12 protein-coding genes are annotated in these 15,242 nt (G+C 36.9%); 6 read left to right on the forward strand and 6 right to left on the reverse strand.

Features of this window, described 5'->3' with window-relative positions:
- Positions 1-84 precede the first annotated feature (84 nt).
- The 5 genes from DEU39_RS09135 to DEU39_RS09155 form a co-directional block, all read right to left on the reverse strand.
- Positions 85-1,458 (reverse strand): phage tail sheath family protein, encoded by a 1,374-nt coding sequence (locus DEU39_RS09135; protein ID WP_120231703.1) that lies wholly within the window; start codon positions 1,456-1,458, stop codon positions 85-87.
- A gap of 23 nt (positions 1,459-1,481) precedes the next feature.
- A complete protein-coding gene (locus DEU39_RS09140; RefSeq protein WP_034699490.1) occupies positions 1,482-1,913 on the reverse strand; it encodes a phage tail protein in 432 nt (143 codons plus the stop codon).
- Positions 1,914-1,949: 36 nt separating this feature from the next.
- Positions 1,950-3,671: a phage tail sheath family protein gene (locus DEU39_RS24695; protein WP_120231704.1), complete on the reverse strand. Its 1,722-nt coding sequence runs from the start codon at positions 3,669-3,671 to the stop codon at positions 1,950-1,952.
- Between the two features lie 86 nt (positions 3,672-3,757).
- The gene (locus tag DEU39_RS09150; RefSeq protein ID WP_120231705.1) at positions 3,758-5,476 is read right to left on the reverse strand and encodes a phage tail sheath family protein; all 1,719 of its coding nucleotides are present in this window, start codon (positions 5,474-5,476) and stop codon (positions 3,758-3,760) included.
- Positions 5,477-5,532: 56 nt separating this feature from the next.
- Positions 5,533-6,117 (reverse strand): DUF4255 domain-containing protein, encoded by a 585-nt coding sequence (locus DEU39_RS09155; RefSeq protein ID WP_062671648.1) that lies wholly within the window; start codon positions 6,115-6,117, stop codon positions 5,533-5,535.
- Between the two features lie 571 nt (positions 6,118-6,688).
- Between DEU39_RS09155 and DEU39_RS09160 the strand changes: the two genes are divergently transcribed.
- The 6 genes from DEU39_RS09160 to DEU39_RS09185 all read left to right on the forward strand — a co-directional run bounded on the left by DEU39_RS09160 (position 6,689) and on the right by DEU39_RS09185 (position 14,717).
- Positions 6,689-7,009 (forward strand): hypothetical protein, encoded by a 321-nt coding sequence (locus DEU39_RS09160; protein WP_062671646.1) that lies wholly within the window; start codon positions 6,689-6,691, stop codon positions 7,007-7,009.
- Positions 7,010-7,055: 46 nt separating this feature from the next.
- Positions 7,056-8,495 (forward strand): contractile injection system tape measure protein, encoded by a 1,440-nt coding sequence (locus tag DEU39_RS09165; RefSeq protein WP_120231706.1) that lies wholly within the window; start codon positions 7,056-7,058, stop codon positions 8,493-8,495.
- Between the two features lie 108 nt (positions 8,496-8,603).
- Entirely contained in the window at positions 8,604-10,058 is a 1,455-nt protein-coding gene (locus DEU39_RS09170; protein WP_120231707.1) for an ATP-binding protein, read from the forward strand.
- Between the two features lie 24 nt (positions 10,059-10,082).
- Entirely contained in the window at positions 10,083-13,784 is a 3,702-nt protein-coding gene (locus DEU39_RS09175; RefSeq protein ID WP_120231708.1) for a TNT domain-containing protein, read from the forward strand.
- Between the two features lie 11 nt (positions 13,785-13,795).
- Positions 13,796-14,311, forward strand: a complete 516-nt coding sequence (locus DEU39_RS09180) for a hypothetical protein (RefSeq protein WP_120231709.1) — start codon at positions 13,796-13,798, stop codon at positions 14,309-14,311.
- A gap of 67 nt (positions 14,312-14,378) precedes the next feature.
- Positions 14,379-14,717, forward strand: a complete 339-nt coding sequence (locus DEU39_RS09185; RefSeq protein WP_120231710.1) for a hypothetical protein — start codon at positions 14,379-14,381, stop codon at positions 14,715-14,717.
- 131 nt (positions 14,718-14,848) lie between these two features.
- Here DEU39_RS09185 and DEU39_RS09190 read toward each other — a convergent pair whose 3' ends face one another.
- Positions 14,849-15,241, reverse strand: coding sequence for a Rid family hydrolase (locus tag DEU39_RS09190; protein ID WP_120231711.1), 393 nt, complete (start codon positions 15,239-15,241; stop codon positions 14,849-14,851).
- Position 15,242 lies beyond the last annotated feature (1 nt).

Below are 15,242 nucleotides of genomic sequence, written 5' to 3' on the forward strand. Positions count from 1 at the left end.
ACCCCAATCTACTTCAAAGGCAAACTTTACTAATGGATATGTACTCATAATTTATTTTTAATTTTAATTGTTATTTAATTGATTTTATGCTTCCTGTAATTTGTGTGAAAAACGTAACACGATAAATTCAGCAGGACGTACTGCAGCCATACCGATTTCGATGTTCATTCTTCCTTCTAAAATATCCTGAGCCGACATTGTTTTGTGCAGACCAACGCTTACGTAATAAGCTTCTTCCGGCTTGCTTCCTGCTAATGCACCATCTCTCCACTGCTGATCAAGGAAATTCTCAATCATAGCCTGTACACGAACCCATGTATTGGCAGTATTCGGTTCAAAAACGAAACGTTCTGTAGCTTTCTTCACAGACTCTTCTACCATGTTGAAGAATCTACGTACAGGTACATATTTCCATTCGTTACTGTTTCCGTCTAACGTTCTTGCTCCCCAGACTAATGTTCCTTTTCCGGTAAAAGTTCTGATCGCGTTGATTGATTTTCCTGCTACCGCATCTACGTTCAATCCTTCTTGCTCTTCATGAGAAATTTTCGCTACAGGTGCCAGTACATTGCTGATTGCTAAGTTGGCAGGTGCTTTCCATACTCCGGAAGTACTGTCTACTTTAGCATAAATCCCAGCCATTGATGAAGATGGAGTCAGTACCACTCTTTTAGAGGCAATGACTGTCTGAGCCTGATTGTATAATGCTGAACTTTTTGATTTCAACCATGCTAAATTGTTTTCATTCTGAGGCATTGTAACGTCTACAAGTGCTCCTGCAGCATTGATTTCTTTATAGCTATCGATTTTAACGTCTTTATCAGCAAAGCTATAGCTTAACACTGTTTCTAATTTTGGATAATATGCAGCTCCATATTTTAATCCTGTAGCATTTACTCCGGCTCTAAAGGCAGCAGCATCTTCAAAAACATCCATAATAACGAATCTGTCTTTCAAGTCTTCTGCCTGATCCAACGCTTTATTGTAAAGTTTATAAGCATCTGCTCCTAGAACTTCAGCATCCGGGAAAACAATAAGCGTTGGTTCGTCTTCTTTTTCCAATGATTTTAATCCGAACCATAAACCGCCGGCAAGTGTTTCTGTTCCTAAGGCAGGAGTTTTATCATAATCTGCCACTGAAACGACATAACATGGGCCTCCACCATTGGCAAAGTACATTTGCATCGCATAATGCATTTTATAAGGACTTAGTTTGGCGTTGTCTACTTTTGCCGTTACCACAGTATCTTCAATCGAAATAGAGATCGCTGTTTTTTCATTTTTTGCTCCTCCAAAAATGGTTTCATATTCCAACATAGAAGAGATTCTTGTCGGTTCATTTCTTGGTCCTTTATCCGTATGTCCGATAAAAGCAGGGATAGCCGTTTCTACTTGTGCTACAGAGGGTGGGAATTTCGCAATTTCTTCTACGTAAACTCCAGGTGTTTTGTAATTCATTTGTTAAAAATTTAAAGTTAATATTAGTTATTTTCAATAGTTAATCCTTCGTGGGCAATTTCCAGTGTTTCAATAGCCACCTCATTCCCTTCAGCTTTCAAGTCTGTTGATTGCAATTTAAGTGGGAATGCATTTTTCACTTTCCACGTTACTGCAGGAGCTCCTGTTTCATCTAAAAGGGAAATCGTGATAGATCTACGCTCTACTGTACTTAGCTGAATACTTTGGAACCAATCGAAATATTCGTTATCAGTTTTGAAAGTTCCTCTTTTTAAAGTGATGTTACTGAAAGTTTTCATTCCAGGCATCTTAATTTTACTGAAGTCAGGACTTGCGCCATGTCTGTATTCAATTAAAGCTGCTTCAACATTTAAACCGCTGACTTCCTGAAAACCTACTTTTGTTCCGCCCCAATCTACTTCAAAGGCAAACTTTACTAATGGATATGTACTCATAATTTATTTTTAATTTTAATTGTTATTTAATTGATTTTATGCTTCCTGTAATTTGTGTGAAAAATTGAGGACGATAAATTCAGCAGGACGAACTGCAGCCATACCGATTTCAATGTTCATTCTTCCTTCTAAAATATCCTGAGCCGACATTGTTTTGTGCAGACCAACACTTACGTAATAAGCTTCTTCCGGCTTGCTTCCTGCTAATGCACCATCTCTCCACTGCTGATCAAGAAAATTCTCGATCATAGTCTGTACACGAGTCCATGTATTGGCAGTATTCGGTTCAAAGACGAAACGTTCTGTAGCTTTCTTCACAGACTCTTCTACCATGTTGAAAAATCTGCGTACAGATACATATCTCCATTCATTGCTGTTTCCGTCTAATGTTCTTGCCCCCCAGACTAATGTTCCTTTTCCTGCAAAAGTTCTGATCGCGTTGATTGATTTTCCTGAGGTAGCATCTACATTAAGCAGCTCCTGTTCTTTGTTGGAGATTTTTACAGCGGGTACATCTACCAGGCTAAGCCCTAAATTAGCCGGTGATTTCCATACTCCGGAAGTACTGTCTACTTTAGCATAAACTCCTGCAATTGCAGATGACGGTGCCAGTACTACTGACGCAGACTCAATTGCTTGTTTAGCCTGATTATACATTTCAGAATTAGCAATCTTCAATTCTGCTAAAGTTGTAATACCAGATGCACCGGTAACTGAAATATCAGCATCTTTGAAATCATAGCTTAAAACAGTCTTCAGTTTTGGATAATAAGCCGCACCATATTTCAGACCTGTAGAAGTTACTTTGTCTCTAAAAGCGGCAGCGTCTTGAAGAATATCCATAATAACGAATCTGTCTTTTAATAATTCTGCCTGATCTAAAGCCTTATTATACAAAGCATAGATTTTGCCGATAGCAACAGAATTACCCGCTCTGGAAGTAACAAGACTGCTGGCAGCAAGAGCATCAGTCTCCATAGTAGAAGCTGTAGTAAAATCTGTTTCAAGAGCAGTAGCAACAGCCTGAGCAGCAGCCTTAACCGTAGCAACCGTAGCATTAGCAACAGCAGCAGCTACCTTAACTGCGGCTACAACAGCCTGACCACCCTTAGCACCAGCAACCTGTAAATCGTTAGGATTAGCAACATTAAACTCAGCTGCCTTAGCAACTGCAGCAGCAACTGCAGCGTCTACATTAGCCCCTGCAACAGCATCTGCAACCACACCTGCAATACTTTTAGCGGCAGAGGCAATATTTTTAGCATATACCGTTTTAGCAACAACAGACTGAGCATCAGCAACATCAGCAGCAGAAGGAGCTAAACTTTGAAGATCCGGGAAAACGATCAGGGTAGGTTCGTCTTCTTTTTTTAGTAATTCAAGACCTGATAAAAAAGCTTCTGCCGGTGTAGGAGCACCTACAGCCTCTGGACTTTTATAATCTCCTACAGAAACAATATAACAAGGACCTCCACCATTGGCAAAATACATCTGCATGGCATAATACATTTTAAAGTCGCTTACCTTAGTTGGAATTGCTGTTGCAACACCATCTTTGAAAGCTACAGCGAAGATTTCAGGGTTTGCTTTTCCAAAAATTTCTTCATACTCCAACATCGAAGCAATTCTTGTTGGTTTATTTTTCGGTCCATCCGCTGTATACCCAATAAAAGCAGGGATAGCCGTTTCAACTTGCGCTACGGAAGGGGGAAATTTTCCTTGTTCCTCCACGTAAACTCCAGGGGTTTTGTAATTCATTTTAAAAAATTTTACGTTAATATTAATTATTCCTCGAAGTAAAACTTCGGGTATTTATTCGTGATTGATTTATTGATTTTATCTTTCTAGAACTGTTGTAATTTGTGCGAGAAGTTGAGTACAATAAATTCTGCAGGACGCACTAATGCTATTTTAAGGTCTACATTCATTATAGTAGTTCCTTCTACTCCTTTCACTGTTACTTCATAAGCTTCTTTCGGAGTACTTCCTGCCAATGCACCTTCCATCCATTGCTGGTTAAGAAAATTTTCCAGCATTGTTTTTGCCCGTAACCATGTGTGAGGGATATTAGGCTCATTCATAAACTTGTTGAGGGCATCGTTGACCGATTGCCTGATCATATTATAATAGCGGCGTACATGTACATACTTCCATTCGTTATCTTTCCCTTCATCATTTTTATCTTTTCCTTCAAGCGTTCTGGCTCCCCAGATTAAGGTACCTTTTCCTGTAAATGTTCTGATCGCATTGATGGATTTCCCGAAAGCATCTATATTTAAAGCAGCCTGTTCCTGATCTGAAATTTTTTCTGTCGGAGTAATAACATGGCTGATATTGATATTTGCCGGAGCTTTCCACACTCCTCTTGTGCTGTCTATTCTGCCATATACTCCTGCTATTGCTGATGATGGCGGTAAAACAACTTTTAACGACTGCATTTCTTTTTTCACCTGATTATATAATGCCGAATTGGATGATTCCAGATTTTTAAGGGTAATCCCATCTGCATCTCCTTTTTCGTCTTTTACCCCGAGAATTGCCGTTTTTAAATCAGTAAACTCTCCGGTGAAACCAGGTGCATTTTCATCTGAGCCATCAGGGATCATAAAATCATCTATTGTTCCGTCATAAATGGCTTCTAATACAATCTGTGCCTCAGAAATTGCTACGGTTAAAGCATTTTTTTTATCACCTGCATCTGCATTTTCATTCACTTCTTCTGCTATCGCAATAGCCTGCCCTAATAAATCGGCAAGGACGTAAGCATCCGCAGATCCGGTTGAGATTTCGGCACTCGCCAAACTTTTTAATTCATCTAAAGCAGCAGTCTCCCCAGCGTAAAAAAGAGCACTTCCTTGTCCTGCTTTTTGTAAACGGGCATGTACTATAGGTGTTTTGGTTTCATCAAAAGTATAATTCAAAATGGTTTTTAAGTGAGGAAAGTAAGCGGCTGCATGGTTGGTTGGGTTTACTTTATTTCTAAAAGATTCAATCGTGGTAAGATTGTCTGATTGGATCACAGAATTTCCGTAATAGGTATCCAGTATAACAAATCTGTTTTTAGTCTCATCTTTAGCTTTATCAATAGCCTGATTGTAAATGCTATAAAACTCAGATTCATTGGTAAGCGAAATAGCATCAGGGAAAATAATAAGAATCGGTTCTTTAATTTTTTTATGATCGATTTTAGCCAGTCCCGCTTCCAATGAGGATAATTGTACTTGTACTGATGTATAATCCCCTACGGAAATGATATAACACGGTCCTCCGCCATTGGCAAAATACATTTGCAGCGAATAATACATTAAAAATTGTACCTGAGGTGCTACAATAGTTGCTCCTTTGCCTTCTACATCCTGTAGCTGGATATTCTCTTCTTTTGCTTTTCCAAAATATTGCTCATATTCTAAAAGAGAACGGATGATGAATGGCTCATTATACCCAACAGGGAGTAATTCGGTATACCCGATAAATACTGGCATAGCAGTTTCTATGTAGGCAACTGAGTATGGAAGTTTCGTAATTTCTTCAACAGAAACACCTGGTGTTGCTGGATTTAACATGTTCAAAAGTTTAAAGGGTTATTAGTTTTTAGTTTTTTAGTTTTTTACTTTTATGATTAATCAACTTTAATACTCTGTATATTAATGTCATTAATTAATTTAACAGGAACTACCTCCTTAGCTGCAATTTTTATCACACTGATTTTATATAAAGCGGAAGGCATTATTTTTCCGCCTAATAAGCCCCATACGTAACTTAGCTGTTCAAAGGGAATGGAATGCAGTTCAATTCTGAAGCTGAAATTATTTTCAGGCTCAAGGTCAACATACTCCAGAACATTCTTAGCCTGAAATATCTCAATAACTTTTGAAATACTCAGTAAAGATTTGCTGTACGTACTTCTGTTGGCAGCAATCATTACATATAGATTTAAGTAGGCAGGAGTACTTTCCTTATCATATCGGACCGGATTGTTTTCCACTACAACCGGCTGATACCTTGATCTGTTTTTCAATGTTGATTCTTCCTCAATATTGAGCAGACTAATTACTACTTTGTTACTAAGTCCTTCAGTGTTTTCATCATGTTTTGCGATGTCATCAACGATAGCAATTTCAATCTCACCAGGAACGTTAGGATCCCATAAACCATCCGGAGCATTTAGCTGATTTTTTAAAACTGTTAATACTTTATTAATCATAATTTCTGTTCTTAATTATTATGGTGCAAACATACAATCACCCCCCGTCAAAAGACAAATATTTTGGGCGCTCAATACAGTCTTTGCAGTAAATAGGATTTTAATTCTTATCAAAGAAAACTAAAAACAACACCATTAATTCACTGAAGATAAATGCGTTAAAAACGACATTTAAAAATAAAATTCTAACCTGAAGATTTTTATCCTTTAATGATGGTCAATTTCAGTCTGCCAACTGAGCTTTTATTCTGTTTAAAAAGTCCATTGTATTTCAACCTAAGATTATGCCTTAATGAAATAGTTGTTTTTAGTGGTTTCGCATTTTTTGAATGGTACGTATTCGAATATGGTGATTGATTTTCTAAAGTATAAGTTCACCAAAAAACATAGGCTTTCCTGATGAGAAAGATCAGCTTTTCTGCATCCGGTAATTTCCAAAAGGTATAAATCCGCATCCTTAGAATATGATTTTGTCTTTTACTGCAAAGACAGAATAGAGCGGCCTTATAATTCGAAAAATAGGATCTCTTCTTTCTAATTTTGACCCAATAATTTTAAAAACATTAATCATATGAACATTAAAAATCTTTTCAGTAAACGCAATGAAATCATTGGCGGTCATTTTAATGAACTACGTTCCAAATTGGGTATGGCAGATCAAAATGAAGAAGCTATTTTCTCTTTAAGGGAAGAAATTTGTAATGCATGCCCTCTAAAAAACGGTAACAATTGCAACGCAATGAAATGGCTTAATCCAGAGACTCTGGAAGTAATAGATGGTCCAAAAGATGGATTTGTAAGAGGCTGCGGATGCAGATTGAGTGCCAAGCAGAGATCAAGATTCAGTCTTTGTCCTGCAGGTTTCTGGGGTGGAGAATTCGACAAAAAGTAGAACTGTCCGATGTTTCTCAATATTGTATCATTTAAACCTATTTAATGTGAAGCAAAATCATATCATTCAGAAAGTTTTTCTTGAAATTACCGTCAACAACAAGGAAAAGGCTCTTCGTATAAAAGACGATATTAACAGCTTTTTGTCTATTGATGTTTTCCCGGAAATAGAAAAACATATTAAGGCTTTAGAAGATAAGCTGGCTGGTCATACCCTGCAGATTCCCCGTTTAGAATTAAATGTGGAAGTAACAAGCAGCGCATTAAATACGGAGTTAAAAGGTCAAATAGCTGAACTCTTTAAAGATGAATTGTCGGAAATTACCAAACCCGTTGAAACTCCCCATCAGGTAACAGAAAGTGATGCTAAATCCTATCTGATAGACCATCAGGAAAAGATGCTCAAAGCATTGATCTATTTTTTAGAAAAAGGAACGATGCCCTGGTGGAGTTCGGAGAGCAATGCGATGTCTGTTTTGGAACCAGCCGTTTTTGATCGCCTTATTTCGGTCGCCGGCTTTCAAAAAAGTATCATATCTGCTTTATCAAAAGAAAATGTCCGAAACCGACTTATCAATCAGTTTTCCAATGAACAAATTGCACAATTATGTCTGGCAGTTTTGAAAAATAAGAAACTGACCATCAACCTGGAGCCTGGTACAATACGTCGTTTATCGAAGCTGAGCCATGTGGATAGAAATGCAATATGGAATTTGGTCTTCAGTGTCATATCGGAGTATCTGAATACATCTGATAATCAGCCCCGGGAGTATCTTTTACAAGCAATTTCAACAATAGAACAGATTGGTTTATCAACAACAAACAATCATCAGAACAGGAAAACAATAGTTAAGATATTCCCTTTTATTACAGAAAATGAAATTTCTGAAAACATCAGAACGAATGCAGCGGGTCAACCTGAAAATGCAGGAACCTCAATAGAAACCATTCAGCAAAAAAATGCAATCATTCAGGAAGATGTAAATCAGAACGAGGGACAATATATTCAAAATGCGGGGCTTATTTTGATCCATCCATTCATCAGACCTCTGTTTGAACATTGTGAACTCCTGAATGTCAAAACCCAGCAGCTCATTGATCCGGAATTGTGTGCCCATCTATTGCATTATATTGCCACCGGAAAAACAAATGCTCCTGAATATGACATGATTTTTGAAAAATTCCTGTGCAATATTCCTATACATCAAACGATTAACAGACATATTAAACTTTCACGGAAGCATAAATCGCAGGCCAAAAAAGTTATAGAAAGTGTACAGCACAACTGGGCTCCCATGAAAAAATCATCTGTTGCATTACTACAAAATGAGTTCTTCCAGCGTACAGGAAAATTAGTCATCACGGACTCAGATGATACTCTTATTGTAGAACGAAAGACACAGGATATTCTTCTTGAAAAACTTTCCTGGGGAATTGGTCTCCTAAAACTCCCCTGGCAGAAAAAATTCATATTCGTAAGCTGGTAATAACAGGTTACATTTTCTAAATACTCTAAAGCTTTCCAAATACTCTGAAGTTGCTGATTTTACATCAGCAATACCCTCACTGCAACCCTATTAATTCAAAATAAGATTATGAAATCTCCTAATAACCATGAACATTCACCATTAATAAAAACCACTATTAATGAAAAAACAGAAATAACCAATCCTTTATTTCAAGCCAACCCTGTCAATCATAACTCTTTAAATGAAGAAATGAAATGGCTGCAATCGCTTATTGAAAAACGATGCAAAGAATTGTTTCTGGAAGATGAGACCGAGTTGAATATGGGCTACGAAATACCTGAAACTCCGGAATCAGACGACCAATCTCCCTATTCTGTTACAATAGAAAAACACCAGCTTACTGTTCTGGACAGAATCATCTTAGCGCTGGGCATTGCTTCGGCTCATTATCCGTCCGTCCTGAAAACATTTGTACAGATAGAAGAAAGCAGCAATGCTTTTGCTATTGAAGCAGGTGGTGAATATGATAGAATCAGCCGCAGTTTTAAACCAACATTTCAAACCGCTCTTTTTTTGCTGGCGGGTAAAGATTTATCACTGTGGTCTCAGTATGGTGCACAACTCGTCAATGGTAGTGTACTCTTGAAAAATGATATTATTTACAATCGTTCTTCAACAGAATTTATTCATGGAAAAATTGAATTGGATACCGCTTATCTGAATTATTTCTTATCAGGGCAGAAACCACAACTGGATCATGGTTCTTACTTTCCCGGCAGGCTTTACAAATCTGATCTCACCATGGAAGATATTATTTTGGAAGATAATGTCCGTGAACAGATAAAACCCATCGGACATTATATAAAAGCATTGGAAAACGGCTTTTTCAAAACCAATGAGCATAGCTTTAAACCAGGCTTTATTGCTTTATTCTACGGTACGCCGGGAACGGGAAAAACAATGCTTGCCGGAATTCTTGCCAACACTTATGGTATTGATATGTACCATGTAGATCTCTCACAGGTTGTGAGCAAATACATTGGTGAAACGGAGAAAAATCTTGAAGTGTTATTCAACAGACTGCAGGGTAAAAACTGTATGCTATTTTTTGACGAAGCTGACGCTTTGTTTGGGAAACGTTCTGATGTAAAAGATGCCCATGACCGCTACGCCAACCAGGAAGTCTCCTATTTATTGCAGCGAATAGAAAAATTTGACGGACTAACAATTCTGGCCTCCAATTTTGAAAACAATATGGATGACGCTTTCAAGCGCCGTATAGATGTTTCCGTCAATGTAATACGCCCTACAGAAACAACCAGAAAAGCCCTGTGGGAGCATTATTTGCCTAAAAACATAACTTTTGAAAGTAATGATCTTTTGCAACATTTGACCAAAGAATACACTTATACGGGGGCTAACATCCGAAACATTATGAAAAATGTAGCGATGGCATTGCATGACCGTAATGAAACCTGCATTACCTATTCATTAATAAGCACCTATTTAATGATAGAAAACGAAAAGGCTTTTGGAAAAAATCAATCCCGTCTCAGCCCATTTGTACAAAAACAAGAATAAAAAACTCATCTAATAACCAATAACATGAGCAGACACAAAAAGACATTTGCACCCAGGGCTGGCAGGTCCGGGAAGCAAAACACCAATAGTAAAGAGGATAAAGATAAGCATGAGCAAATCACCGATCAGGACAGCAAAATATCTCTCGCTAAAGCAGAAAGTACCCAAATAACATATGAACCTTTTAAAAACAGAGCATTCAATAAAGTAGAAAAAAATGCCTCTGTTATTCAATTATTTGACAAAGGGCAGCATATCTCAACGCTTCATAACGCCCTTAATAAATTAGGACATCAAACTCCTGAAAATAAGAATCTTTTCTGGAACGAAACCAAAACTGGAATTATCAACTTTCAACGCAAAAATAATATTAATACTTCCGGTACTCTTAATAGAGAAACCTTGCTGAAAATGAATGAAGCATTGAATTTATTAAACAGTCGGAAAGAAGTTGGACTTCCTGTTTCTGAACGTGCAAAAATGCTGTACGAAGCCTTTGAGCACAGAACAATGGGGATTTTTGCAGGAACTGATGAAGATAAAGTTTTTATGGCTTTAGAAAAACTTTCCTATGAAGAAAGATACGAGCTTATTCAATATTATGACGCAACATATAAACCTAAAAGAAAAGTAGGTTTAGTACAGGATTTATATGAAGAATTAGGCAACAAAGACTTATTTAAAGCAATCCGGTTATTATATGCAAACTATGAAGAGCCACAACCAGTGCTGGAGCCAGAGCCGGCACATCCTGAAGGTGAGCTGCTGCAGGAAGTTGTGGTCACAGGTAAAGGATCATGGATTAAACCTAAGACAAAGTATGCCATAGAAGGACAACCTATAGAGTTTGATTGTACCTATCAATATGAAACTCCTGTTATGTATGCTGAAGGAAACAAACCAAAAGTTCCTGAAGTTGTCCGAAAAGTATTGATCCGGAATAACGGCAGAGTATACAACCTGTTTGAATACCCTTTTAGAAAGGACACTAAAACATTCAGACAGGATGGAACGGCAATCAGCCAGTTTTCAATCAATACCCATGAATCAGGGAACTTTACATTTGTCTTCATCATAGAAAATACCCTAACAAAGGAATTCAGAGCTTATACCAAAGAATATCAGGTTAAGACCCTTGAAGAGGCGGCAGCGGGTGATTTGAAAAATAATAAAATTCAAAATTATTCAGATTTCAGACAACAGGTAGCTTTTATTGAGTTCAATCTTTCGAAAGGAGCAGCTGAAGAGCAGAAAAGCAATCCAAATTTCTTTATTAAATCCGAATCTAAAAACCCTGAAGAAGTTGGAAGTGTTTCTCCTAATCATATTCCACGTTTGTATTATTCGATTAAAGGACGGCCTATTCCTAAAGATCATCATTATTTCTGGTTTGCTGAAATCAATACTCCAAAAGAAATGGGAGTAGAATATGCTAAAAATGCGGATGTCTACGGTTATAAAAGAGGAGAATACTTTGGCCGTGATGGCTGGAATATGAATTCGGCTCAGACAACAGCTACTTTTGTAAACTCACTAACAGGAGTTTATACCATTCATTGTCTGGTATTAGACAAAAATAATAATCTGACAGGACAGGAAGCATCTTACCGACAGGTTATCTTACCCAAGGATGATTATCAGGCTCTAAAAAACATACGAGACTATAAGAAAAACATTGACAAAAGCTTTAATACCATTGCTCCCCAAACAGCATTAGCTATTAATGCCGTAGCCATCAATGAGGAAACAACAGAAACCTTGTCTCTCAATTTGTTTATAGGAAAAAGCAAAAAGAATCCGGGCAATTATGTATTAACAGATCTTACTCCAGGTGTACAGCATCAGCGTACTTATGAAGGAAATAATTTAAAAGATTTATTTGAAGAATTTGACAGCAGAAACACCTATCCGGATGGGATTCTGGCTTATGAAATTCCGTCCAATAGATTAGGTTATCCTACTCTAAAAGGGAATTTCACTACTAATGGAGCATCGTTCATGGAATCGCTTTCCACGGGAGCGGGTTGGGCTTCTTTAGGTTTCGCAGTAGCAGGATTGGTTGCTTCATTTACGCCGGCAGCACCTATTGCTCCTTACTTATTTATAGCTGCAGGTGCCACAGGTGCCACTTCCGGAACTGCCAGCATTATTGATAAAGTACAAAAAGGAACATTGACCAATGAAACCCTGACTTTAGATGTCATTATGATAGCTTCCAGCTTTTTAGGAATGGCAGGCTCATTGTCCAGCATCGCTAAGGCTTCCTCTATTATAAAAATATCATCAACAGGGATGCAGTATATCATTTTAACTGATTTTGCCCTTAATGGCACTGCTGCAGTGATGATTACAGTTGATGGCTTGGAAAGCATACAAGATATCCATGATAATAAAAACTTAACTACTGCAGAAAAAATAGATGCGATTGTTAAAATTTTAGGACAGCTGACATTAACTGCAGGATTGGTCATGCTAAGCAGTAAAAACTTAAAAGGAGGAGAATTAGAGAAACTGCCAAAGGTAAAAAGGCAAACCTCAAAAAAACCTTACAATCCGGAGCAGCATAGTGAGTTTATTGATACGCCTGAGAATTTAACGGGCGGAAAAACACCTAATAATACAGCCACCAATAGACCGGCAGTACACGCTCTGGAGAATACTTATAAACAACCCGATTTTAATCAGTTCCTGAAATCCGTTGAAACCGGTTTCCCATCTGATGAAATCGCAAAACAGGCTTATAATTTATTTAAAAATAAAAACTGGAAACAATTAGAACAATTGTTTACGGATAAGAATCTCAATGAAAACTGGCCTCCGAACCGTGGGGCAACAGGTACCATAGAGGTTACCTTAAAAGAAGGAACTATTTTTGACAGATACGGCGGATGGATCGATGAAAATGGAGTTTTCCAGGATAAAGGAACCTTTGCAGGAAAAGATGGTACTCCTTATACAGACAGAGCTTTATCTAAAGGGACAGATAGTAAACCATATACAAGGTATAAAGTTCTGAAAGACATACCTCTAGTCAGTGAAGGGGAAATCATTCCTTGGTTTGGAGAAAAAGGCGGAGGTATTCAATATGAACTTCCGGTATCTATCAATGATTTAATAAAAGAAGGATATATAAAACCTATCGCTAAAACATCAAAAAACACTACTTTAGCTGAGTCAAAAGTTATTACAGAAGGTGAACATACATCAGGAATTAAAGACTTAGGAGAAGAAAGTACACCAATCAATAGCAAGGAAGAGGTAGTTCAGGTTGAAAAAGTAAAAACCACAGGATATCCAGAGGACCAATTGACTTCAACAGGAAAAAACAAACCTCCGCTTACTCCCGAAGAACTGCAAAGAGTAATTGATTGGCAGAACTATAGAAATAATTTCTTAAAGAAATGGAGAGATTTGGATTTTTCTCATCATTTGCAGGATTTAAAGAGAAAGCTTGAAAAAGCTCGGAACAGTATTAAAAAAAATCTAACACCAGATGATTTAGCTGCTGTAATTAAGGAGAAAAGAGGAGAGCAAATTTTAGATTCAAATGGAATTCCTTATGATCATCTGGCTGAAAATGAACAAGCAATGAACAGTATTATAAATGCTACGAAAGCTTTAAAAAGCCAGATGTCTAAAAACCCATTAAACTATCAGGAATTTGAAGATTTACTAAAAGATTTAAGTAAATTAAAAGAAGAAATAAATAAAACAATAAAAAATTAATTACAAATATCATGAATGTAAAAGAAATGCAGCAATTACTTGAAAATGAATCAGACGGAAACGAATTATATGATTTGTTAATAGATTGCGGAAAAAAATATTCTTGGACACCTCAGGAAAAAAATCAGTTAAAGAATACGATTGTAAAAATATGCGACGATCCCAACGAGCAAGCACGCAGTGCATCCATCAGAGTTTTGTGCTTTTATTGGGGAATGGAAGAATTTAGAGATAAAGCATGGGAAATGTTTTCTTATGATAAAGACGATGACGTACGATCAGATGCCCTGATCAGTTGGGCAAACACATATCGTAAACAGAATAAAGCATCAGTTATGAAAACACTTTATTCAATTCTCGAAAATAAAAATACTGAAGTTAATATTAGGGAAACTGCTTACCGATGTATATTTTACGTATCTCCTTTACCCCCTGAAAACAGACCAAACCAAATTTCAGATTGGGATCATTTTGATGAAAATGTAGATTGGAAGTTAATAGAAAAATTGATTTCAGAAGCACAATAATTTTAAATTGAAGCTTAAAGAACATATCCTTTAGTAAATTAATATATTAAATCTAAACTAAAAAAATATGATCAGAAAAAACGAAATAACCAGGCAAAAATTATTTGATGGCGATGAACAAGAATGCCTAAAAGAAATTTTTGAAATTGAAAATCAGAAAATCAAATTGATTGATTTTTACAACAGTCCGTTAAGAGATTTAAAAAAAGAAATAGATGATGAAAGCTTTGAAACCATCGTCAGAGAAAATAAATTTAATGTAAAAAATACTTTTATTGAAAAATACGTATCTGAAGAAGGATTAGAAGTTCATTATCTGAAAAAGAATGATGTGATCTGTCTGTTTTCATATGGAGAATTTCAACCCGGAAGGTATATGCTGTTTTTAGAAGGCATTTATCAGTAAGTAAAAAATACAATCAGAGCAGATTATTTCTGCTCTGATTTTTTATCTGAAAACCTCATCAATATTACAATAAATCAGTTTTATCAATCCGCATCCGTTTTCATCTTCTTTTCCTCTTAAAGTCTACAAAATCATACAGTTGCTATAACTTTAATTTCAACAAGCTGTTCAGGCAATGCAAGTCCGCTTACTCCAACCATAGTACTGGCAACAGCTTTAGGGTTATCATAAAATTCTGTTTTGAAATTTTTCCTCGCCTCAAAAGCCGTCGTCATATCCATTGCATAGATCACTTCTTCCACCACATTTTCCATCGTCATATCATACCTTGATAATAATTCTTTGATGTTTGCATAAGTTTGTTTCATTTGTGCTTCCATTCCTTCTGCCAATTCGCCTTTCTTGTTGTGACCCAACTGACCTGAAATCCAAACGGTATTTCCTTTTTTTACCGCCTGTGCATATCCGTAGATATCTTCCCAAGGCATTCCCAAGCCTTCTGCTGTTTTGTTTTCCTGTAACATT

Source organism: Chryseobacterium sp. AG363 (assembly GCF_003610675.1).
Lineage (GTDB): Bacteria > Bacteroidota > Bacteroidia > Flavobacteriales > Weeksellaceae > Chryseobacterium > Chryseobacterium cucumeris.

Excerpts from the sequence above, each read along its gene's own strand:
- DEU39_RS09135 (WP_120231703.1), bottom strand. The coding sequence starts at position 1,458 with ATGAATTACAAAACACCTGGAGTTTACGTAGAAGAAATTGCGAAATTC.
- DEU39_RS09140 (WP_034699490.1), bottom strand. The coding sequence starts at position 1,913 with ATGAGTACATATCCATTAGTAAAGTTTGCCTTTGAAGTAGATTGGGGC.
- DEU39_RS24695 (WP_120231704.1), bottom strand. The coding sequence starts at position 3,671 with ATGAATTACAAAACCCCTGGAGTTTACGTGGAGGAACAAGGAAAATTT.
- DEU39_RS09150 (WP_120231705.1), bottom strand. The coding sequence starts at position 5,476 with ATGTTAAATCCAGCAACACCAGGTGTTTCTGTTGAAGAAATTACGAAA.
- DEU39_RS09155 (WP_062671648.1), bottom strand. The coding sequence starts at position 6,117 with ATGATTAATAAAGTATTAACAGTTTTAAAAAATCAGCTAAATGCTCCG.
- DEU39_RS09160 (WP_062671646.1), top strand. The coding sequence starts at position 6,689 with ATGAACATTAAAAATCTTTTCAGTAAACGCAATGAAATCATTGGCGGT.
- DEU39_RS09170 (WP_120231707.1), top strand. The coding sequence starts at position 8,604 with ATGAAATCTCCTAATAACCATGAACATTCACCATTAATAAAAACCACT.
- DEU39_RS09175 (WP_120231708.1), top strand. The coding sequence starts at position 10,083 with ATGAGCAGACACAAAAAGACATTTGCACCCAGGGCTGGCAGGTCCGGG.
- DEU39_RS09180 (WP_120231709.1), top strand. The coding sequence starts at position 13,796 with ATGAATGTAAAAGAAATGCAGCAATTACTTGAAAATGAATCAGACGGA.
- DEU39_RS09185 (WP_120231710.1), top strand. The coding sequence starts at position 14,379 with ATGATCAGAAAAAACGAAATAACCAGGCAAAAATTATTTGATGGCGAT.
- DEU39_RS09190 (WP_120231711.1), bottom strand. The coding sequence starts at position 15,241 with ATGTTACAGGAAAACAAAACAGCAGAAGGCTTGGGAATGCCTTGGGAA.